Origin of the sequence: Nocardia sp. NPDC051463, from assembly GCF_040681975.1 — a bacterium.
GTDB lineage: Bacteria > Actinomycetota > Actinomycetes > Mycobacteriales > Mycobacteriaceae > Nocardia.
This window is the reverse complement of the sequence record NZ_JBFBAB010000025.1, coordinates 84,891-106,237: the sequence shown is the minus strand read 5'-3', so window position 1 is coordinate 106,237 and position 21,347 is coordinate 84,891. Positions and strand designations below refer to the sequence as shown.

The following is a 21,347-nucleotide window of genomic DNA, read 5'->3' as shown; positions in this document are numbered from 1 at the left end:
CCGCGGCCGGAGAGAAAACTGAAACAGGTTACAGACAAGTGCGCCGCAAAACTGTAACGTGTTCTCATGCACTACGACAGCTTGTTCATCGGCGGCCAATGGACCGCGCCAGCCGGCACCGAGCGGCTCCAGGTCATCTCGCCCGCCACGGTCGAGACGGTGGGCAGCGTCCCGGTGGTCGTTCGCGACGACGTCGACGCCGCGGTGGCCGCCGCACGGCACGCCTTCGACCACGGCCCATGGCCGTCCACCCCGCCGGAGGAGCGCGCCCAGGTCCTCAGCCGCGCAGCGCGCCTGATCGAGGAGCGCTCCGCCGACCTGCTCGCCACGCTCACCGCGGAAATGGGCGCACCGGCGATGATCGCCATGACGCTCAACCAGATCCCCGCGGTCGCCGCGCTCGACGCCTACGCCGGTCTGGCAAAGTCCTTCCCCTGGAACGAAACTCGCACCGGAGTGTTCGGTACCTCCCGAGTCTCGCGCGAGCCGCGCGGCGTCGTCGCGGCCGTGACCGCGTGGAACGTTCCACTTTTCCTCGCGGCCAACAAGCTCGCCCCCGCGTTGCTGGCCGGCTGCACTGTGGTGCTCAAGCCCGCACCGCTGACCCCATTGACCGCCAACAAGATCGCCGACATCTTCACCGAAGCCGGCCTGCCCGCCGGCGTGCTCTCGGTGCTGCCCGCGGAGGCGGAGACCGCCGAGTACCTCGTCTCGCACCCCGGCGTCGACAAGGTCACCTTCACCGGGAGCACCGCGGTCGGCCGCAAGATCGGTGCGATAGCGACCGGCCAGCTCAAGAGCGTATCCCTGGAGCTCGGCGGCAAATCTGCCGCAATCCTGTTGCCCGATATGGATGTCGCCGCCAATATCCCCGTTCTCGCCTTCTCGGGCCTGATGAACAGCGGCCAGGGCTGCGTCGCGCAGACCCGGATCCTCGCGCCGCGCAGCCGGTACGACGAGATCCTCGAGGCGCTGGTCGAGCACGTGCGCACGATGAAGGTCGGCGATCCTACCGACCCGACGGTGATACTCGGCCCGCTGATCTCGCAGCAGCAGCGCGAGCGCGTCGAGGGCTACATCGCCAAGGGTAAGGAAGAGGGCGCGCGGCTGGTACTCGGTGGCGGCCGTCCCGCCGACCTGGATCGCGGTTGGTTCGTCGAGCCGACGATCTTCGCCGATGTGGACAACTCCTCGACCATCGCCCAGGAGGAAATCTTCGGCCCCGTACTGTCGGTGATCCCCTACGACACCGAGGACGAGGCGGTGGCCATCGCCAACGACTCGGCATACGGCCTGGCAGGCTCCGTGTGGACGACCGATGTCGAGCACGGTGCCGAGATCGCGGCGCGGGTGCGCACCGGCACCTACGCGATCAATTGGTACGCCTTCGATCCCAGCTCGCCCTTCGGCGGGTACAAGAACTCGGGCCTCGGCCGCGAGAACGGCCCCGAAGGTCTCGATTCCTTCTGCGAGCAGAAGTCGGTGCTCATGCCGCTCGGCTGGACGGGATGATCAAGTCCCCGCCATGACCACCCGCAGCACCGGCTGGTGATCACGCCCCCTGACAATCGGCGTGTCGACGATCTCGACGCGCCAGCCAGGGGGTAATACCGCCTGTAGTCGGCCGGCGGCCCGCCGCAACGGCGTGCTCGCGGTCGCCGGCTCGAGTCCGGCAAACCGGGGCGCCCGCCCACTGGTCTCCAGATTCGTCATGCTCCCAACCACCTCTCGCGCTTCGACCGGCTCGTGACCACGCGCATCGCGCAGTCACGAGCCGATCAAGGAAAGTCGATCAGTTAACTGTTGGCAATCAATCGTAAGCCACCTATTGGGCAAACCTCACACTCCAGGCAACCACCCGAAGCGCGATCCAGCAAGCCCTACCCAGCTAACGGTCCGCGATCATCTCGGCGAGCAGGACCCACCATCGTGACCGTCTCGTCGGAGATTAGCGTATCCGCGCGTGTCGTCCGCGCGCATTGCGCTGGCGCACGTAAACCGGCCTGCCCGCAGCTCCGACCGCCTCGAGTCATCGGCGCAACGACCTGCGATACCCCGCAGGCGTGGCGCCCGTCGCGGCGCGCAGGTGGACCCGCATTGCGGTGACGCTGCCGAATCCGGATTGTGCCGCGACGACCTCGACCGGCATTTCAGTGGTCTCCAGCAACTTTCTAGCACGCGCCGTGCGCTGCGCCTCCAGCCATCGTCGTGGCGTGGTGCCCACCGCCGCCTTGAATCGACGAATAAAGGTGCGCTCGCTCATCAAGGCGTGCGCGGCCAGCGCCGGAACATCGGGCGCGGCCGCCGGGTTCGCCGCGGCCCACGCCATGGTCGCGGCGAGTCCACCACCGAAACCGTTGGCGCTCATGGCATCCGGGATGTACTGAGCCTGCCCACCTTCACGGTGCGGTGGTGTCACGTTCCATCGGGCCAGCTCCGCCGCGGCTGCCGCGCCCAGCTCGCGGCGCACGATGTGCAGGCACAGGTCGAGACTCGCGGACAACCCGGCGGAGGTGAGAACGTCACCGTCGTCGATGTACAGCGCGGCGGGGTCGAGCTTCACCGCGGGAAACAGCTCGGCGAAGTCATCACAGTAGGCCCAGTGCGTTGTCGCCGGCCTGCCGTCCAGCAATCCGGCCCAGCCCAGCACGAACGCGCCGACGCACACGCTGACCATGGTCGCACCGCGCGCCGCGGCGGCCCGCAGCGCCTCCAACGCCGCGTCCGGCGGCGGCAATGTCGGCAAACCGATGCCGGGCACCACGACGATGTCCGCGTCCGCCATCACTTCCAGCCCGTGTGCGACATGCAGATCGAATCCGCTCGGCGTCCACACCGGTCCCGGCCGCACCGCACACGTCTCCAGTTCGAATCCGACCGCCACGCCGAATTTTCCCGGCCCGTGCCGGAACGCCTGCACGATGCAGCCCAGGTCATAGGTCATGACCCCATCCAGGACCAGCGCGACAACCTGCCTCACTCACCCAGTTTGGCATGAATCCGAGCACTACTCACATTTGCGCCACCCGTCGGACTTCCGCACACGCGATTCACTGAACGCGAAGCGTTATCGAAGACCGAGGAGACCCGCGGGGCTGCGCCGACGGGTGTGGATTGGGAATGGGCGTCACCCCAGGCATGGCTTCGAACAGCACCTGACCACGGCGATGACGAACGAAGCGGCGGCGGTGCCGGGCGGTCGCACCCAATGGCTCATTGCCACAGCGGGTTTTCGACAACTCAACCGCCGAGCCCATTGCCTGAGTCAGGAAAACCACGACTCCTGCAAAAATAGGAGCGATGGGGCCAGCGCAGAACCCGATCCGTTCAAGGATCGTCGCCGAAGCCGAGGCATCGGATCCACCGGCTACCTCCCCCGGTGCCGCAGGGCCGGACAATGCCGCGATCTGCCCCACGAATGGGTGGTTCGGCTGGACGGTACAGCTGTCCCCGCCGCCGAAAGCCAAGGCACTATTGGCGCAGTCCGTCGAGTTGGCCCGCGGCGTAATGCAATCGATGGTCGATCAGCTCGGCGTCGGCAAACCGAACGAGATGCCCGATGTGAACGAACTTCTCCGCAATGCGGGCCTCACCGACAAGAACGACAAGTCCATTGCCACCACAGATCACAACGACAAGGTCGGCAAAATCGCGGAGATCAAGCAGGGTCTGATCGACGACCATACGAAGATCGCCGACGAGGTGGCCGCAGCCGCCGAACAAGGCACCGAGCTCAACACCTACATCTGGAACGAAGTCGTCGACCTCAGGGCGGCGCTGACGGCAGCCGGATCCGACGAACTCCCCGCCAGTGTGGAAAACTCGCTGCTGGAGCAGGTCGTATCGGCGCTACAGCGGGTCTGGAAGAAGTTCGAGGCGGTGACCGGGTACAACAATTCGAGCGCCGCGAATATGGGCCCGTTGACCTTGGCGCAGCTCAAAGCACTGCTCCCGGAAACCGATGCGCACAAGCTCGAGAAATATCTGCCGTACCTCAACGAGGCCATGCGCAAGGCCGGGATAACCAATCCGAAACGCGAAGCCGCATTTCTCGCACAGGTCATCCATGAAACCGACCAGCTCCGGACGCTCACCGAATACGGCGACACCGAATATTTCAATAGCAACTATGGACCGCAAACAGCGGTCGGCCAGTCGCTCGGAAACGACAAGTCCGGTGACGGCGCCCGTTTCCGTGGGCGCGGCGCGCTGCAGGTGACCGGTCGTGACAACTATCGAGCGGCGGGCAAAGAAATCGGCGTCGACCTCGTCAGTCATCCGGAACTGGCCGCCGATCCGGAACACGCCTTCGACGTCGCCGGGTGGTACTGGAAGACGCACGACTTGAACGACGAGGCCGACAAGTCGCAGTTCGACGCGATCACGCGAGAGATCAACGGCGGCACCAATGGCAGTACGCAACGCGAGGAGTACTACCAGAAGGCGAAGAAGATCCTCGACGCGGATTAGCACCGCAGGCGCGGGATATGCATTGACTGCGGGAGTCGCGGACGGCGAGTTCGAGCATCCCCGCACCGCCGAAGCCCGGTACGACTCGAACCCTGTCGTCCGGGCTCTTCGATACTCGACTTGGCGGGAAACCGAGCATTACTGGCATTTCTGCCACTCGTCGATAGTCGGCATGGGGGCTTCACTGAACAGCGAGAAGCGTTCGACGAGAAAAGGAGGCAACGTGGGTGCACGTGCTGGGATCGACTGGGAATGGGCGACCCGGACCGGAGGGACGCTCTCCGGAGCACAGCACCGGCAGTTGGCAGTTGCGCTGGCGCGGACGCTGCCGAAACTGGGCGGTGCGCAGCTCAAACGCGCGCTCGGAAGACACGGCACCGGGCGGCTGGCGTTCGCCGGGTTGCGGGTGCCCGATTCGAAACTCGCCAAGGCGGCGGAAACCGAAGCCCGCGAATCGCTTTCGATTCACATGCTCGAGCATTCGTATCGCACCTATTTCTACGGGCGGGTGCTCGCCGAGCTCGACAGTGTTCACTACGACGACGAATTGGTTTATGTCGCCTGCCTGCTACATGATCTCCAGCTCGAAAGCCCTACTTCGGGTAGATGTTTCGCGGTAGCAGGCGGCGAACGCGCCGCAGAGTTCGCGGCGCGCGAGGGCGCGGATCCGGAACGCGCACAGGAAATCGGGGCCGCGATTGCCGCACACATCACCCCTGGTGTCGCCAACGATCTGAGCGATCCCGGCGGGTTCGTATCCGCGGGTGCCTCGGTGGATGTGATCGGGGCGCGCTTCCCGGAACTGGACCCGGACTGGGTCGCGCAACTGTTGCAACGGCATCCGCGTCACGAGGCGAAGCGGCATCTGATCGCCGCGTTCAAGGCCGAGGCCGCGGCCGTACCGAAGGGCCGCACCGCCTTGCTGAACAGTGTCGGCTTTCTGCAACTCGTCCGGATGGCCCCCTACTCCGAATAACCTGTCGGATAAACGAATTCGCCCGCACCGTCTGGCGAAAACGGTGCGGGCGAATCAGCGTCAGGGCGCTATCAGCCCAGGCGCTCCTTCAGCGCCTCGAACTCGTCGCGCACTCCCGAAGGCAGTTTGTCGCCGACGAACTCGAACCACTCCTCGATCAGCGGAATCTCCTTGCGCCACTCGTCGGCGTCGACGGCGAGCGCCTCGTCGACGTCGGCGGCGTCGACATCCAGACCCTCCAGGTCCATCTGCGCCGCGATGGGGACGTTGCCGATCGCGGTCGCCTCGGCCTCGGCCGAACCCTCGATGCGGCCGACGATCCACTCCAGCACGCGGGAGTTCTCACCGAATCCGGGCCACAGGAAGCGGCCGTCGGCGCCGCGCCGGAACCAGTTGACGTAGAAGATCTTCGGCAGCTTGTTCGCATCCGCGTTCTTGCCGACGTTGATCCAGTGGTTCAAGTAGTCACCGACGTGGTAGCCCATGAACGGGATCATGGCCATCGGGTCGCGGCGCACGGTGCCGACCTTGCCCTCGGCCGCGGCGGTCTGCTCCGAGGAGAGCGTCGCTCCCATGAAAACGCCGTGCTGCCAGTCGAAGGACTCGGTCACCAGCGGGACGGTGGTCTTGCGGCGGCCGCCGAACAGGATCGCCGAGATCGGCACGCCCTGCGGGTCGTCCCACTCGGGTGCCAGGATCGGGCACTGCGCCATCGGCGTGCAGTAGCGCGAGTTCGGGTGGGCGGCAAGGGTTTCGGTCTCCCGCAGGTACCAGTCGTTGCCCTTCCAGTCGATCAGGTGATCGGGCTCGCCCTCCAGGCCCTCCCACCACACGTCGTTGTGGTCGGTCAGCGCGACGTTGGTGTAGACGGTGTTGCCCGCGTTCATGGTGGCCATGGCGTTGGGGTTGGAGCTGTAGTTGGTGCCCGGCGCGACGCCGAAGAAGCCGAACTCCGGGTTCACCGCATACAGGCGGCCGTCCTTGCCGAAGCGCATCCAGGCGATGTCGTCGCCGAGGGTTTCCGCGCGCCAGCCGGGAACCGTCGGCTGGATCATCGCGAGGTTGGTCTTGCCGCAGGCGCTCGGGAACGCGGCGGCGATGTAGTAGGCCTTGTTCTCCGGGGAGATCAGCTTGAGGATCAGCATGTGCTCGGCCAGCCAGCCCTCGTCATGGGCCATGGCCGAGGCGATGCGTAGCGAATAGCACTTCTTGCCGAGTAGCGCGTTGCCGCCGTAGCCGGAGCCGTAGCTCCAGATCTCGCGGTCCTCGGGGTAGTGGGTGATGTACTTGGTGTCGTTGCACGGCCACGGCACGTCGGCCTGGCCCTCGGCCAGCGGCGCGCCGACGGAGTGCAGCGCCTTCACGAACGGCTTGTCGGTGCCGAGCTTCTCCAGCGCGGCGGCACCCATCCGGGTCATCACACGCATCGACACGACCACGTACTCGGAGTCGGTGATCTCCACGCCCAGCTTGGGGTCCTCGGCGCCGAGCGGGCCCATGCAGAACGGCACCACGTACATGGTGCGGCCCTTCATCGAGCCGCGGTACAGCTCGGTCATGGTCGCGCGCATCTCGGCGGGGTCGACCCAGTTGTTGGTCGGGCCCGCATCGGCCTCGGTCTTCGAACAGATATAGGTGCGCGACTCGACTCGAGCCACGTCGGAGGGGTCGGAAAGTGCGAGGAAGGAGTTCGGCTTCTTCTTCTCGTCGAGTCGCTTGAACGTGCCCGCCGCGACGAGTTGGTTGGTCAGCCGATCCCATTCGTCATCGGAACCGTCCGCCCAGACCACTCGCTCCGGCTGAGTGAGTTCTGCGACTTCCTGTACCCAGGCGAGTAGTTCGCTGTGCTCGGTCGGCGTTTTGCCGTCGGATCCACGAAGACCAGGAATGGTCGCTGAGGTCATGAAAAACTCTCCTGAGATGGGCGGTTCTACGATGCTTCCGTCTGGCCTCTAGGCCCATGACCAGCGCGAACACACCGAGCGCCACCATTGGCGGGAAGGCACCCGCTACGACCAGTCGAATGCACGTCCCGGCTGGACGGCGTACATGGACGAAGCGGACGCCCAGGTTCCTGATTAGAGGTTAACGCGATGTGACGACCAGTACGGAATCGGGTACAGATCGGGTTGTCCCTCGAGTACCCAATAGATACCGATTTACTCTGGCGAAATCCGCCGATCGATGATCTCGATATCGCGTTCGCACGCGGCGAGCTGTCCGGGTTGTTCGGCCGCGGCACGTCGCAGCCGCGCCTCCAATTCGGCAACACGGCGATCTGTCTCGACCATTCGCGCGGTGCTCGAACGCACCACGCGATCGGCGAGCGCGGTCTCCATTTCCACGAGCGCGGTCGCCGCCCGCTGCTCGAGCTGGGCTTTCACATTGACCAGCGCGTCCGACACCCACTGTCTGACGTGCGCGCGATCGGCAACCTGTCGGCGCGCACGCACCACCCAGCCCGCCGCACCCGCCCCGAGCAACAGCGTCACCGGCACGCTCGCGACGTCCAGCGTCGGCACCAACGCGAGTGGCGAAACCAACAGTCGGCCGAGGCCGACACCCGCCGACCCGCCGAGCGCGATCATGAGGTGATCTTCGACACCTCGGTGCCGCGGTTCCGGGTCAGGGCCTACTCGGGGGGCGGGATCACGCCGCCGGACGGCAGCCTCGACTGTCGAACCGTCGACCCGCAGCGTCAGCTCGGCCAGCCTGCGCTCGATCTCCAGGTCGAAAGCACCGGTCAGCTCGGTCACCGCCTGCTGCAACCGGTCCGGATAGTCACCGAGCTGAGACGGGCGCATGCGATCGAGTTCGCCGCGAGCGGCGGTGTGCAGCGCCCGCACTCGGGAACCGACATCGGTCATCAGGTCGACCCTGGCCAGGTGCAGTTGGCTGCGCATCGTCGACAGCGCCGTCGCCCGGCCGCCGTCGCGGCCCGCGAGCAGCGTGGTTCGTTCTTCCCGCCACTGTGCGGGTTCGGCGCCGGAACGCAGCGCCGCGACCTGATCCACCACCCGTTGGCGGGTATCGGCCAGCACTCGGGCGGTGACGGCCGCGAGCCTGCCGTCGCCTTGGGCTTCAGCGCCCGCGGATGCCGCGGCCAGTTCGGCATGCAGTGCGGTCAGTCCCGAGCGATCCAACAGGCCGGCGTCGCCGCCCGCGCGGGCCGCCACCGCGAGCCGGGCCGAGACCGGCACGACAGCCACGTCGGCGGCGCCCTGCGCGGCGAGCAGTTCGAGATTATGTGCCCGGACCGAGCGCCAGTCCTGATAGGCGTGGATCCCGTTCATCGCGAGCAGGATTCGAGCGCCGTCGGTCCGTAGCCGTTGCACCAGCCGCAGCGTGTCGGCACCGAGCGAGCTGCCTGCGTCGAGCAGGATCAACGCGACCGCCGACGGCGCCGCCCCCGACGGGGAGGTTGTTTCGACGGCCGCGCTCGCGTCGGCCACCGGATCCGACAGCAGGATCCGAGGCTCGAACCGCGCCAATTCGGTACGCAACAGCGTGGTGTTGGCATCGTTGGGCCCGATCAGCGTGACCGCCGATGCGCCACCGGTACCGACAACGGCCCGCATGAGTGCCATGCCCTGCGGATTCCACCGCGCAACCACAGCCTCGGCATCGGGCGGCAGCGGTGGCGCCTCGGGTGCGCGCGATGCCTGCTGCCGATCGGCCGGTGAAAGTGCCTGCTCCGGTTGCTCAGAGTCCGGCACTGCTCATCCGCTCCCATAGTCGGATGTAGCCGTTGTGCACGCGCAGAGCGGCACGACGGGCAGCGGGCGACATATCGCTGGAGACAACCGCCCGCCAGCGCGCGGCCCTGGCCAGCGCGTCGTCGGCATCGGCGGGCGACGGCGCACGGTACCCCGCCGCGAGGTGCGCGACATCGGGGCAGGCGACTCCGGCGCACAGCCCCATCCATAATGCGTCGTCGCTGAAGAGATAGTCCTCGAGGATGTCGCGGGCATGGCCACCGTCGCCGGGCACCGCGGCGGCCGCGAGCCGGGCCAGCTCGTCGAGCAACACGCCACCGCGCAGCGCCGAAACCTGCTCGTAGCGGCGGTGCAGGAGCCGGTGCAGCGCGTCGATGCCGCTCACCGCGTGCAGGATTTGCAGCAGCGCGTGCGGGGTGAGTTCGGGGTCCAGGCGCAGCGCGATGAGTGCGGAGCTCACGCCGTAGAGATCCCAGCGGTGCAGTAACTGCTCGCGCTCCGCGACATCGGGCCCGGCCGATGGCGAGACGAACAGATCGGGAGACAGCGTCAGCGCGGGATCGGCGGTGCCTGCCAGTCGTTGCAGCGTGGCCATGTCGGCATCGTTCAACGCGCCCGCCCTGGTACGCATCGCCAGCGAAGCGACCACGGGCAGCGTGACAATGCCCAGTTCCCTGCTGTATTGCTCGGCGGCGGCTACCGCATCGCCCCAGCGCGAACCGACCGCGTCGGCCTTGTTCAGCACCACGACGGTGTGCTCGGGCGGCAGGGTGGCCAGGATGCGCCGGTCGGCGGGCAGCGGTGCGCCGGAAAGCACATAGACGATGATGTCGGCATCCAGCTGCGGGTCGGGCGCTCCCGGTTCGTCCACCGGACCGGTCTCCACTGCGGACATGAGCGCCAGCGCGTGCAACACGGTGCTGCGGCCTGCGTGCGCACGACCGGTCACCTGGATCCGCGGCGGCCTGCGCCACTGGGCACTGACTACGCCGACCTGATTAGACAGCTGCGGATCGTTGCCGCCACCCGAACGCAGCATGGCGATCACATGGTCGAGTTGGTCGAGTTCACGCGCTGGTCCGCCCGGTCGGGCTGCGGGCCCGTTGGTTTCGGTGGCTGTCGACATAGCTGCACACCCCCTTTACGGTGCGCAATTCTGTCAGACGCCGGCCCGGAAGACGGTGCGGACCGCTCAGCTCCCGCTGAAGTATTTGTTCGCGGTGCGCACCGCCCAGTTCGGCGCGTATTTGGCGGCGACGGCGAGCACCTTTGCCTGGGTGCCGATTTCGTAGTGCACCCTCGGCAGCCGTCCCCGTTTGCGGGTGACCTCCCAGATACCGGACGCGACATCCGCTGCGGTGAGCCGCACACCGAACGACTTGGTCGACGCGGTCTCCATACCGTCCACCATCGCGGTCGCCACGAACAACGGCCACACCGCGATCACCCGGATATCGTGCTGCTCCCATTCGAGATCCAATGCCTCGGTCAGGCTTTTGACCGCGGACTTCGTCGCACCGTAGCTGGCGAGTTGGGGCTGGCCGTAGATCGCCGACGCCGAGCACAAATTCACCACCTGCGCGCCGGGGGTGGCTCGCAGCAACGAGAATGCCGCGTGCGTGCCGTTGATGACGCCGCCCAGATTGACCTCGACGATCGCCTGATGGGTGGCCAGATCGATGGACTCGAAGGGGCCGGAGCGCAGGATGCCCGCATTGTTGATCAGGATGTCGAGCCGGCCCGCATCGGCGGCGAACTCCGCGAGCCGCTCGGTCCAGTGCGTGTTGTTGGTCACATCGAGCACCCCGGTGCGCACGGTGCCGCCCGATCCCGTGATGTCACCTGCGAGCCTGGTCAGCCCCACCTCGTCGATGTCGTAGGCGCCGACGTGATACCCGTGCGCAGCGAAAAGCAGCGCCGTCGCGCGGCCGATTCCGGCCGCCGCACCCGTGATGAACACCGTCGGTCCGCTCATGTCGGGGAGTCTAGTGCCGTGCCGAGCCCCCTCCCCCGTGCTTCACAGAGATAACGTCGCTCGCTTACGCTGCTGTGATGGTCGGCACCATAGTCGGTGCGCAGCTACGCCTTTCGATCGCGGCAAGCCGGCCGGCGTAGACGAGCGCCGCTCGTCGGCGCTGCTCGATGAGGAGGTGCGATGACCGTCGACGTCATCGGCGTTGTCGACCCGGAGCCGAATCACGGATTCGACCGCAAGCCGTTGTTGCCGAGCAACGATCCGTTCCTCCGGCCACCGAAGGGCTTCGCCGCCAAAGCAGCGGGCACCGTCCTGCGCAGCCGCAGGGTCGATCTGGCCCTGCTCGGCCTTGTCTCGCAACAGGTTGCGGCGTGGCAACTGCTCTACCGCAGCTGTGACATGCACGGCACACCCGAGGTGGCGATCACCACGGTGCTGCTACCGCTGGGCGCCGACCCGAGCGAAGATCGGCCGCTGCTCGCTTTCCAGACCGCCATGGACGCCGTCGCGGAGCGATGTTCGCCCTCCTACGCGCTGCGACGCGGATCGCGCGCGCTCGGATCGGTCACCCAGCTCGAATGGCTGCTGGTCGCGAACGCGCTGCGGCGCGGCTGGGCGGTGACCATCGCTGATCATGAGGGACCACACGGAAACTTCGGCGCCCCGCGCGAACCCGGCTACCGCGGGCTCGATGGCATTCGCGCGGCACTGAATTTCGGGCCGCTCGGCCTGCGTCCCGACACCAGGGTCGCGGTGTGGGGCTATTCCGGTGGCGGCATGGCCAGCTCCTGGCTGGTCGAGATGGCGCCGACCTACGCGCCGGAGATCGATATCGTCGGCGCGGTGCTCGGCGCACCGGTCGGTGACCCCGGCCAGGTCTTCGCCCGGCTCAACGGCGGCCCCTATGCCGGGCTGCCCGCCGTCGTCATCGCGGTGCTGCGCAGGCTGTACCCCGCCCTCGGCACGGTGTTCGACAACGACCTCGCTCCCGAAGGTCACCGGCTCATCGCACGTGCGGAACGAGCAACGCCGTTCTCGGCCATCGCCGGCCTCACCAAACAGGACGTCGGCGCCTACCTGAGCCGCCCGCTCGAGGAGGTGCTCGCCGCCCCCGATCTGCAGGCCATGCTCGACGACCTCAGGCTCGGCCACGCCACCCCGACATGTCCGCTGCTGGTCGTGCAACCGGTCCACGACCAGATCATCCATGTGGATGGAATCGATGCGCAGGTCGATCGGTATCGCCGCGGTGGTGCCACGGTCACCTACGTGCGCGATCGTCTCAGCGAACACTTCTCGCTGCTGCCGCTCGCCACCCCGATCAGCCTCAATTGGCTGGCCGACCGGCTCGAAGGGAAACCGGTGCACGACACCGGCGACTCGACGGTGTGGTCGGTCGCGGCCTCACCCGCAGGACTGCGCGGCTTGCTGGAAATGGCCGTGACCGCGGCCAAGGTCGCGCTCGGCAGGCCGCTGACGCAGGAGGCCGAGCCCACATCCAGAATCCCCCGCGAACGCGCCGCCTGACCAGCCGGTAACCCACGCCACACTGTCGCGTCGAGCGATCTGCGGGCGGGATGGTTCGAGCGACCTGCAAACCAGCCGCTAGCGGCACAGTTTCGACCGGCCCACAAGCAACCGCGAGCGGCCGATTGCCGCCCCGATCACCCGATGCTGGACAATGGATGCCGTGAACGACGCCGCGAACCACACTGCCGAGTCAGTTCCGGAACCACCGTCCACATCATCGGTACCGGCTGACAACGAACCCCGACGGGGCACCGCATCCCGCCTGTACCCCCGTGTCACGAGTTTCCGCTCGCGCCGAGGCGCGTTGACCGCGACCCAGCAACAATCCTGGGCACGCACCTGGCCGCGCATCGGCGGCGAGGTCTCCGACGAACGCCTCGACGCGGCCGCCTGGTTCGGCCGTGAAGCCCCCCTCGTCATCGAGATCGGTTGTGGCACAGGCACCGCCACCGCCGCGATGGCACAGGCCGAACCGCACCTGAACCTGATCGGCATCGAGGTCTACAAGCCGGGCCTCGCCCAACTCGTGCAGCGGATCGAGCGCGAGCACATCGAGAACATCCGGCTACTGCGCGGCGATGCCGTCGATGTGCTGGAAAACATGATTGCCGAACAGTCGCTGACGGGTGTCCGGGTCTTCTTCCCCGACCCGTGGCCCAAGGCGCGCCATCACAAGCGGCGGCTGCTGCAGCCCGCCACCTTCGCCCTCATCGCGAGCAGGCTCCGCCCCGGCGGCGTGTTGCATGTCGCCACCGATCACGCCGACTACGCTGAGCACATCGCCGCGGTCGGCGCCGCGGAATCCCAGCTCATCGGCCTGAACGAGACCACAGGTGGGGTCAGTGCCGAGCATCGGGACAGCGCCCCGATCGGTTTCGAGCGGCCGGTCACCAAATTCGAAGGCAAGGCGCATCGGGCTGGCAGTGCCATCACCGAGTTCATATGGGGGAAGATCGAATGATGAGCGAGCGCAACGAGCGAACAATTAGCTCAGCCGTCATGACAGTCATGACGGAGCCGAGCTCTAGCGAGGCGGAGTGATGAACGTCAGTGAGCTGACCCCCGAGGTCATGGATGTTGTCGGGGAGGTGCACGGCACCGGACCGGAGGTCCTCGGCGGTGTGACTCCCGATCTGCGCCGGGTCCTGCTGGTGTGGGACGCCCCCAACCTCGACATGGGGCTCGGCGCGATCCTCGGTGGCCGCCCGACCGCTGCCTACCGCCCCCGTTTCGATGCGCTCGGCCGCTGGCTGCTCGCGCGCACGGCAGAACTGTCGGTGGGCAGCAGCTACCGGGTCGAGCCGGAAGCGACGGTCTTCACCAATATCGCCAACGGCACCGCGGACGTGGTCCGCCCGTGGGTCGAAGCGCTGCGCAATGTCGGCTACGCCGTGTTCGCGAAGCCGAAGATCGATGAGGACTCCGATGTCGACGCGGACATGCTCGCGCACATCGAATTACGCAGCCGCGGTGCCGGGCTGGCCGGGATCATGGTCGCCTCCGCCGACGGCCAGGCATTCCGTGAGCCGCTCGAGGAGCTCGCCGCACACGGAGTCCCTGTTCAGGTACTCGGCTTCCGCGAGCATGCGAGTTGGGCCGTCACATCCGATACCCTCGAGTTCATCGACCTCGAGGACATCCCGGGTGTGTTCCGTGAACCGCTGCCCAGGGTCAGCCTCGACTCGCTGCCCGATGAGGGTGCCTGGCTGCAGCCGTTCCGGCCGCTGTCGGCACTGCTCACCTCTCGCCCCTCGCAAGGAGTCGCTTAGTGTTCACACGCTGGGGCGATCTGGTCTATCGGTGGCGCTTCGCCGTAATCGGCGTGGTGACGGCCGCTCTCTTGGCATTGGGCGGCTACGGCCTTGGCCTCGAAGACCATCTCAGCTCCAGCGGGTGGGACGATCCCACGTCGGAATCCGCGCAGGCCGCGCGGTTGTCCGACCAAGCGTTCGGCCGTGATCACAACAGCGACGTGATCGTGCTGTACACCGCGCCGGGCGATACGACGATCGACGATCCCGAGTTCAGGCAGAAGATCGTCGACAGTCTCAACAGCCTGCCGCGCGAGCACCCGAACGAGATCGCCAAGATCAACGGCGCCTACTGGCCGACCGAGACAGGCACACCGTCACCGATAGTCTTCGGCTCGAAGGACAAGAAGTACACCTTCGCTTCGATCGCCATCCAGGGCGACAACGACACCGACATGGTCCGGAACTTCCGGAATGTGAAGGACGTCTTCGCCATCCCTGGTATCGACGTGCAGGTCGCCGGTCTGCAAGCGGTGGCGGGCACACTCAACGACACCATCAAGAGCGACTCCAAGCGGATGGAGATGCTCGCCATCCCCGCCGTCGCGGTGTTGCTGTTCTTCATCTTCGGTGGCGTCGTCGCGGCCGCGCTGCCGTTGATCGTCGGCGGTCTCACGGTGATCGGCGCTAATGGCATCGTGATGTTCCTGACGCGGTTCACCGAGGTGAATTCCTTCGTCTCCAGCGTTGTTTCGATGATCGGCCTCGGTCTGGCGATCGACTACGGCCTGTTCATCGTGAGTAGATACCGCGAGGAACTCGCCGAGGGCTACGACACCAGAGCCGCGGTGCGGCGCTCGGTGATGACCGCGGGCCGGACCGTCGTGTTCTCCGCGACGATGATCATCGCCAGCCTCGGCGGCATGCTGCTGTTCCCGCAGGGCTTCCTGAAATCGATCGCCTACGGCTGTATTGCCACCGTGGCGCTCGCGGCACTGACCGCTATCACGATCCTGCCCGCGATGCTCGGCGTTCTCGGACCGAAGGTCGACTTCCTCGGACTCAAGCGGTTCCGCAAGACCAAGACCGCCGAAGAAATCGAGAACGGCTTCTGGGGCAAGTCCACTCGCTGGGTGATGCAACATCCGCTCAAGATCGCGATCCCGATCTGCATCGGCTTGCTGCTGTTGATCATTCCGGTCAAGAACCTCGCGTTCGGCGGCATCAACGAGCGGTATCTGCCGCCGGACAACACCACTCGGCTCGCGCAGGCGAAGTTCGATTCGATCTTCCCGCTACGGAAGTCCGATCCGATCCAGCTGGTGTTCGTCTCCGACAGCAGCACCGACATCGGCAAGGTGTGGGCCGAAGCCAAGCAGGCGCCGGGGCTGACGGGCACCTTCGACGTACCGACACGGTCGAATAACGACCCCGATGTCTATCGCACCACCGCGACGCTGGCGGACTCCGAGAACGCGGATCCGACCATCGACTATCTGCGCTCGCTCGAAATACCCGACAACGTGCAGATGTATGTGGGCGGGCAGCCGACGATCCAGAAGGACAGCATCGACGCGCTGCTGGACCGGATGCCGTGGATGATCGCACTGGTCCTCTTCGTCACCACGCTGCTGATGTTCCTGACCTTCGGTTCGCTGGTACTTCCGATCAAGGCCGCGTTGATGAGCGCGCTCGGATTGGGTTCCACGCTGGGCATTTTGACGTGGATTTTCGTCGACGGGCACGGCGCGGGCCTACTGAACTTCACGCCGCAGCCGATCATGTCGCCGGTACTGGTGTTGATCATCGCCGTCATTTACGGCCTGTCGACCGACTACGAGGTGTTCCTGTTGTCGCGCATGGTCGAAGCGCGAACACAGGGTGCATCGACCACCGAGGCGGTGCGCATCGGCACCGCACAGACCGGCCGCATCATCACCGCCGCCGCACTCATCCTGCTCGTGGTCACCGGCGCGTTCGCGTTCTCCGATCTGGTGATGATGCAGTACCTCGCCTACGGCATGATCGCCGCGTTGTTCATCGACGCCACCATCCTGCGCATGCTGCTGGTGCCCGCGACGATGAAACTGCTCGGCGACGACTGCTGGTGGGCCCCTGCCTGGATGAAGAAGGTGCAGCAGAAGATCGGCCTCGGGGAGCCCATCCTCGACGACGAGCGCCCCGGCGGCGGCGAGGTCGTCGACCTGGTCAAGACCACGCCGATCACCGACCCGGTCACGATGCTGATGCCCGCGCTCGCGGAAGGCACTCGCCTGCCGAAGTCGCCGCGTCGCCCGCGCACGGTGGAGGAGATCGAAGCCGAGGCGCCGACACAGCATTTCCGTAGCCTCGGGCAGGTGCCGCCGCGATCCGCGCCGACCAACCCCGAACACACCGGACCTCGGGCCACTCCGGTGCACGACCCGAGCAGGCCGAGAGCCGCCCAGCCTGCGCCCGCATCGCCCGAGGTGCCCGCACTTCGGCCGCTGCCCTCGGTCCAGGTGCCGCATGACCCGACCAGGCCACGGCCCACTGCTGCCACGTCGCCGACGCAAGCACCTGCGCCCTCGATGCCGACCACCCAGGCACCCGCGTCCTCGGTACCGACCACCCAGGCACCCGCGTCCTCGGTACCGACCACCCAGGCACCCACTTCCTCGACGCCAACCACACCGACGGTGCGGTTGGCACCGTCCGCACCGGCACACGTTCCGTCTCCTGCCGCGCAGCCGCCGATGCCTGCCACGCCGGTGCCTGCCCCGACTGCGAGCACCCCGCCGGACCATCGGACCCACCACGCGGCACCGGAGAACCCCGCGGCGACGCCCGACGAACCGGACAACGGGCCGCCGACCACGCGCAGCACCATCGAGAACTGGATGGCCGAACTGCGCTCCTCGCGCCGCACCGGCAAGCCCGACGAAGGCCGCCATCACGGTGGAGACGGCCGCACCGTGAGCGTCAACGAACTGCTGCGCCGCCGCGATCAGGAGTGACCGGGCCCCGCATTTAAGGTTGGCGTGTGAGTTCACCAGTGCTTGTCATCGCCGACGTTTCCTCGAGTCCGGAGAACGCGGAGGAATTCGGTCGCGCCCTGCGTGAACTCGCGCAAGCCAGCCGCACCGAACCCGGCTGCACGTCCTACGACGTATTCCGTTCCGTCGAACAGCCCGAGCGCTATGTGAGCATCGAAAAATACGTCGACTCAGCGGCATTCGCCGCACATCGGGCCGCCGATCATTTCCGTGAGATCGGACTGGCCGAGGTGATGCCGCTGGTCACCCGGACAGACGTGCGGATGTACGGCCCGGCAAGCAATATTCCTGCCGCACAATAGATGCCATCGTGCGGCCGCACCTGGGGTGCGGCCGCGATCGGCCCGTCAGTGGGCTACTTTGTCGCCCGAATCTCGGTTTGCCCCACCAGCTTCGGCGAACGCTCGAGCGTAGCGAGTGCCCACTGTCAGGAGCAGGACGCCGACTACCAGGAAGGCGGCGACTCGGACCAGGCCGTCGAGGGTGGCGAGGTCGAAGAGGAAGAGTTTGACCAGGGCGGCGGCGGTGACGAGGAGGCCGGAGCCGAGGGCCAGTTTGGCGACCGGGGCCGAGCGGGCCAGGTTGCGCAGGCCGAACAGCAGCGCGCCGGTCGCCGCTGCCATCCAGAGGATGGTGGCGGCACTGTGTCCGACTACGAAGCCGTCGGACAGGCCGGTGGCGACGCCGACCGATACCGTTGCGGCCGTTACCGCGTAGAGGGCGGCGACACTCGCGGGTATCCATAGGATCGATTCGGTGGTTCCATCACCGGTCCGGGTCGGGAACTTCCGGACGCACCACGCGCCTACCGCGACCAGCGCCAGGGCGAGGACGGCGGCCAGCGCGGTCGAGATGCCCAGTCGCTCTTGCGCGAAATGCTGTGCCGCAAGCGTTTCCGGATTCACCGTATCGAGGTAGACCAGTGCGCCGACCGCCGCGAACGCCACCGCGATACCGGCGGCCACCCGCGACCGCTGGTGCCCGGCCACGCCGAGGAAGCCCAAGGCCACCAAGAACAGTGCTATCGGCAGCGTCTGAACTTCGGTCACGCCGATGCCCGCCTCCAACAGCGCGAACGAACCCGCGACCGCGGCAACCAGCCCGAGATGTCCCGGAATCCTTACCAGCTCACGCAGTTTCGACGCCGTCGACAGGGCAGCGACAAGCAACAGCACCACGGCGAACACCGCAACGACAATGGCGCCGGTGTGCCGCGCGAACAACGCGGGCGCGACCAGCAGCGGCAACGTCGCCAGCCCGAAAGTGATGGTGGCGGTGAAGTCTCCCGGCCGCCGGCGCACTACCAGAATGGTGCCGGCGAGGCCGACAACGGCGATTGCCACGGCTGCGGCGAGCAGCCGATACACCCGATCGTGGGTCGCAGCGTCGAAGACAGCCACGCCGATGGCCAGCAAGGTCGCCAGCACGGCGGGCAGTGTCCGCACCACATGCAGGAAAGGCCAGTCCCGGTCCCACTGCACCGGCACGCAGGCCAGCTGCAACACGATCAGGAAGGCAAGCAGCACCACATCCGTCGTCACCACCGGCGACAACACGGCCGCACCCGCGACGACGAGCACCGCCAGCGGTTGCGACTTCCAGTGCATCGCCAACGCGACACCACCCGCGGCGACCGCGAGCGCCACCGCGAGGCCGAGCGGCGGATACAGCCAGTCGTAAATCGAGCTCACCGCAACAACATCCAGGTATGCACCGGCAATACCGGTGGCCGCCAGAGCAATTCCACCCACGCGACCACCCGCGCGCCCGAACACCCGCATCCCGGTGCCCACCAGCGCCGCCGAGAACATCGCACCGGCGAGAACCCTTGGCACCGGCCCGAACAACCCCGCCTGTGCGGCGAGCACCAGCAGCATCACCACACCGATCAGCGTCACGCCCACCCCCGCCACCGCCAGCATCCGGCTGATCATTCCTTCCTGCTGCCACCACGGGGTATGCGGCACAGCAGGTCCCCGCCCGACCGGTGGACGCATCCCGGGCGGTACCGCACCCATCGGCGGCATCGGCCCACTCGAAGTTCCGGTCGGCCAGACTCCTGGCGCAAACCTGCCCGCAGACCAATGGGGACGGCCCGCCGGAGGCATTCCCGCAGCAGCGCCAGCCCAATTCGGCTGACCCGCCATCGACCCGGGGGCAAACTGCGGAAAATACCCGGGCGTTCCACCACCCGGCACCTGACCGGTCGTTGGCGCGCCGGCACGACCTGCCTGCATCGGCTGTGGCGCCGGTGGCCATGGCAAGGGCGCCTGTGGAGCCATAGGCACTGTTCCGGGCTGCGGCAACTGCGCGGACTCATCCACAACCACGGCACTTGCCGGTGCCGAAACACCTGATGCCGCAACCGAACCCGCGGCTATCTGGGTCCGCAGCAACTCGAGGTCGCGCCCGAGCACACCCATCTGTGTCCCGAGCGCGGCGAACTCCCCCGACAATCGCGAAATAAGCGCCGGATCGATAGATGTAGTCATAACCCAATGCTCGGTCCACCCACCCCACTCGAGCATGAGTAGAAACCCCCGCTGACGCCCCGATATCTACCCGGCCTGCCGAGACACTTCGAGCGGCTGGACGTCCCCGCACCAGTCGAACGGTCGGTTCACCCCGGAGTCGATCACCGATTTCCGATCGACTCGGCCGATGGATAACTGAGCCGACCGTCAGAGAGGCCACCGACGACGTCTGAGCGGCCAGGAATACGGCGTCAGCGTCGGTCCGGACGGCACGCAGGATCCTCTCTCACCTGCTATCCGCGAACCTGCCGGTCATAGACCGTGGTAAGGGTCGAGATGGATGATGTTCTCCGCCGACACGAGATGCACCGAACTCGAGGGACAACAATGAAATGAGCGTCGTACCAGTTGAACCCCGACCCTTGTCGCGACTCGAGGCCGGAGTCGTGGCGAAGCTGCTCGCTGTCGATGTCGAGGGCGCTGCACAATTCAGGACGCAGATTCCCTTCGCGCAGGTTGTCGCGACATGGGGTGAAGACGCACCGAGCGTCGATCTGGAGGTGGCGTCCGGTTCGGAGCAAGCGGGTCTCATCGGCGGCGAACTGCCCGTGCGTGGCGAGGCCCGAGACGAGCGAGGTTCGTTTATCGGAGAAGTCACCCTGTGGGCAACCGATGGCTTCCTGTCTGCGATCGAATACTGCTGGGTGACCGAGGAGCGACCGAGCTCATTGCCGGACCCCTCCTTGATGACGGTAACCGCCTAGGTGGGTCTGTCCGGTGTCATGCCGGCGCTCGCGGGATCACGCCTGGTGTTCCAGCTGATCCGCTGTGCTCCGACCCGAATCTCGGGTGGGAGCCCCGTGATCGGATGGATTCAGGCGGCCGGTGCTCGCATGGCGGTCACCCGGTGAACGGCGTTGATCACCGCCGAACGGGGTGGCATGCGGAGCACGCCGGGGGCCGGTTCGCCCGCCCAATGCCAGCCGAGTTGGGAGTCGGTGCTGGGAAGTAGGACGTAGCGGCCTGCGGGAATGACGGTGACCTGGTGGCCGGTGAGGCAGCGACGGATGGAGAGGTCCACCGAGTTGGCCGGGCTGGGCTGGGTGACAAGGAAAGTCCAGGTGTGCTCGCCGGGATCGGCCACCACCGGAGTGGCGTAGGTCCGGTCGAGCGTGGCGAGGACTTTGCGTCCCAGTTCAGGGGGCATCACCAGGGCTCCCAGGACGGAGCCGGTGGTGATCATGGGGCGGCCCGCAAGCAACTGGACCGGTAGCCCGTAGCGATGTCGCAGCAGGTGCGCAACCTCGTGGGGGGAATGACAGCGTTCGAACATGGGCTCTACTCCTCGCCGAATCCAGTGCATTCCGGGGAGACTGCGCGGGGTAGCGGCACCGCGCGCGGTCCTCGGCGCAGTGGGCCG

17 protein-coding genes are annotated in these 21,347 nt (G+C 66.7%); 9 read left to right on the top strand and 8 right to left on the bottom strand.

The window, feature by feature from the left end; translation table 11 throughout:
- Window positions 1-66 precede the first annotated feature (66 nt).
- Window positions 67-1,512: an aldehyde dehydrogenase gene (locus AB0M74_RS27110; RefSeq protein ID WP_366529113.1), complete on the top strand. Its 1,446-nt coding sequence runs from the start codon at window positions 67-69 to the stop codon at window positions 1,510-1,512.
- Here AB0M74_RS27110 and AB0M74_RS27105 read toward each other — a convergent pair whose 3' ends face one another.
- Both AB0M74_RS27105 and AB0M74_RS27100 read right to left on the bottom strand, forming a co-directional pair.
- Complete coding sequence (locus AB0M74_RS27105; RefSeq protein ID WP_366529112.1) at window positions 1,513-1,713, bottom strand: hypothetical protein; 201 nt, start codon at window positions 1,711-1,713, stop codon at window positions 1,513-1,515.
- Window positions 1,714-2,029: 316 nt separating this feature from the next.
- Window positions 2,030-2,980 carry a helix-turn-helix domain-containing protein gene (locus AB0M74_RS27100; RefSeq protein WP_366529111.1) on the bottom strand — a complete coding sequence of 317 codons (951 nt, stop codon included), beginning with the start codon at window positions 2,978-2,980 and terminating at the stop codon, window positions 2,030-2,032.
- 320 nt (window positions 2,981-3,300) lie between these two features.
- On the opposite strand from AB0M74_RS27100, the gene AB0M74_RS27095 reads away from it, so the two are divergent.
- Both AB0M74_RS27095 and AB0M74_RS27090 read left to right on the top strand, forming a co-directional pair.
- Entirely contained in the window at window positions 3,301-4,470 is a 1,170-nt protein-coding gene (locus AB0M74_RS27095; RefSeq protein ID WP_366529110.1) for a glycoside hydrolase family 19 protein, read from the top strand.
- A 223-nt stretch (window positions 4,471-4,693) separates the two neighbouring features.
- Window positions 4,694-5,446, top strand: a complete 753-nt coding sequence (locus AB0M74_RS27090) for an HD domain-containing protein (RefSeq protein WP_366529109.1) — start codon at window positions 4,694-4,696, stop codon at window positions 5,444-5,446.
- 71 nt (window positions 5,447-5,517) lie between these two features.
- Here the strand turns inward: AB0M74_RS27090 and AB0M74_RS27085 are convergent, their stop codons facing one another.
- The 4 genes from AB0M74_RS27085 to AB0M74_RS27070 form a co-directional block, all read right to left on the bottom strand.
- Window positions 5,518-7,350, bottom strand: a complete 1,833-nt coding sequence (locus AB0M74_RS27085) for a phosphoenolpyruvate carboxykinase (GTP) (RefSeq protein WP_366529108.1) — start codon at window positions 7,348-7,350, stop codon at window positions 5,518-5,520.
- A gap of 255 nt (window positions 7,351-7,605) precedes the next feature.
- A complete protein-coding gene (locus tag AB0M74_RS27080; protein WP_366529107.1) occupies window positions 7,606-9,162 on the bottom strand; it encodes a hypothetical protein in 1,557 nt (518 codons plus the stop codon).
- Window positions 9,149-10,288 (bottom strand): hypothetical protein, encoded by a 1,140-nt coding sequence (locus AB0M74_RS27075; RefSeq protein WP_366529106.1) that lies wholly within the window; start codon window positions 10,286-10,288, stop codon window positions 9,149-9,151. Before AB0M74_RS27075 ends, AB0M74_RS27080 begins: the two co-directional genes overlap by 14 nt.
- Before the next feature lie 66 nt (window positions 10,289-10,354).
- Window positions 10,355-11,137: an SDR family oxidoreductase gene (locus tag AB0M74_RS27070; protein ID WP_366529105.1), complete on the bottom strand. Its 783-nt coding sequence runs from the start codon at window positions 11,135-11,137 to the stop codon at window positions 10,355-10,357.
- A gap of 180 nt (window positions 11,138-11,317) precedes the next feature.
- Between AB0M74_RS27070 and AB0M74_RS27065 the strand changes: the two genes are divergently transcribed.
- From AB0M74_RS27065 to AB0M74_RS27045, 5 genes are all read left to right on the top strand, one after another.
- The gene (locus AB0M74_RS27065) at window positions 11,318-12,664 is read left to right on the top strand and encodes a lipase family protein (RefSeq protein WP_366529104.1); all 1,347 of its coding nucleotides are present in this window, start codon (window positions 11,318-11,320) and stop codon (window positions 12,662-12,664) included.
- Between the two features lie 154 nt (window positions 12,665-12,818).
- Entirely contained in the window at window positions 12,819-13,628 is an 810-nt protein-coding gene (gene trmB / locus AB0M74_RS27060) for a tRNA (guanosine(46)-N7)-methyltransferase TrmB (protein ID WP_366529103.1), read from the top strand.
- A 79-nt stretch (window positions 13,629-13,707) separates the two neighbouring features.
- Window positions 13,708-14,436 (top strand): NYN domain-containing protein, encoded by a 729-nt coding sequence (locus AB0M74_RS27055; protein WP_366529102.1) that lies wholly within the window; start codon window positions 13,708-13,710, stop codon window positions 14,434-14,436.
- Window positions 14,436-17,414 (top strand): MMPL family transporter, encoded by a 2,979-nt coding sequence (locus AB0M74_RS27050; RefSeq protein ID WP_366529101.1) that lies wholly within the window; start codon window positions 14,436-14,438, stop codon window positions 17,412-17,414. Before AB0M74_RS27055 ends, AB0M74_RS27050 begins: the two co-directional genes overlap by 1 nt.
- A 26-nt stretch (window positions 17,415-17,440) precedes the next feature.
- Window positions 17,441-17,755 carry a putative quinol monooxygenase gene (locus AB0M74_RS27045; protein WP_366529100.1) on the top strand — a complete coding sequence of 105 codons (315 nt, stop codon included), beginning with the start codon at window positions 17,441-17,443 and terminating at the stop codon, window positions 17,753-17,755.
- A gap of 45 nt (window positions 17,756-17,800) precedes the next feature.
- Here the strand turns inward: AB0M74_RS27045 and AB0M74_RS27040 are convergent, their stop codons facing one another.
- A complete protein-coding gene (locus tag AB0M74_RS27040; protein ID WP_366529099.1) occupies window positions 17,801-19,420 on the bottom strand; it encodes a DUF2339 domain-containing protein in 1,620 nt (539 codons plus the stop codon).
- 953 nt (window positions 19,421-20,373) lie between these two features.
- Here AB0M74_RS27040 and AB0M74_RS27035 point away from each other — a divergent pair.
- A complete protein-coding gene (locus AB0M74_RS27035; protein ID WP_366529098.1) occupies window positions 20,374-20,691 on the top strand; it encodes a hypothetical protein in 318 nt (105 codons plus the stop codon).
- Between the two features lie 110 nt (window positions 20,692-20,801).
- Here the strand turns inward: AB0M74_RS27035 and AB0M74_RS27030 are convergent, their stop codons facing one another.
- A complete protein-coding gene (locus AB0M74_RS27030; RefSeq protein WP_366529097.1) occupies window positions 20,802-21,260 on the bottom strand; it encodes a hypothetical protein in 459 nt (152 codons plus the stop codon).
- Between the last annotated feature and the right edge of the window lie 87 nt (window positions 21,261-21,347).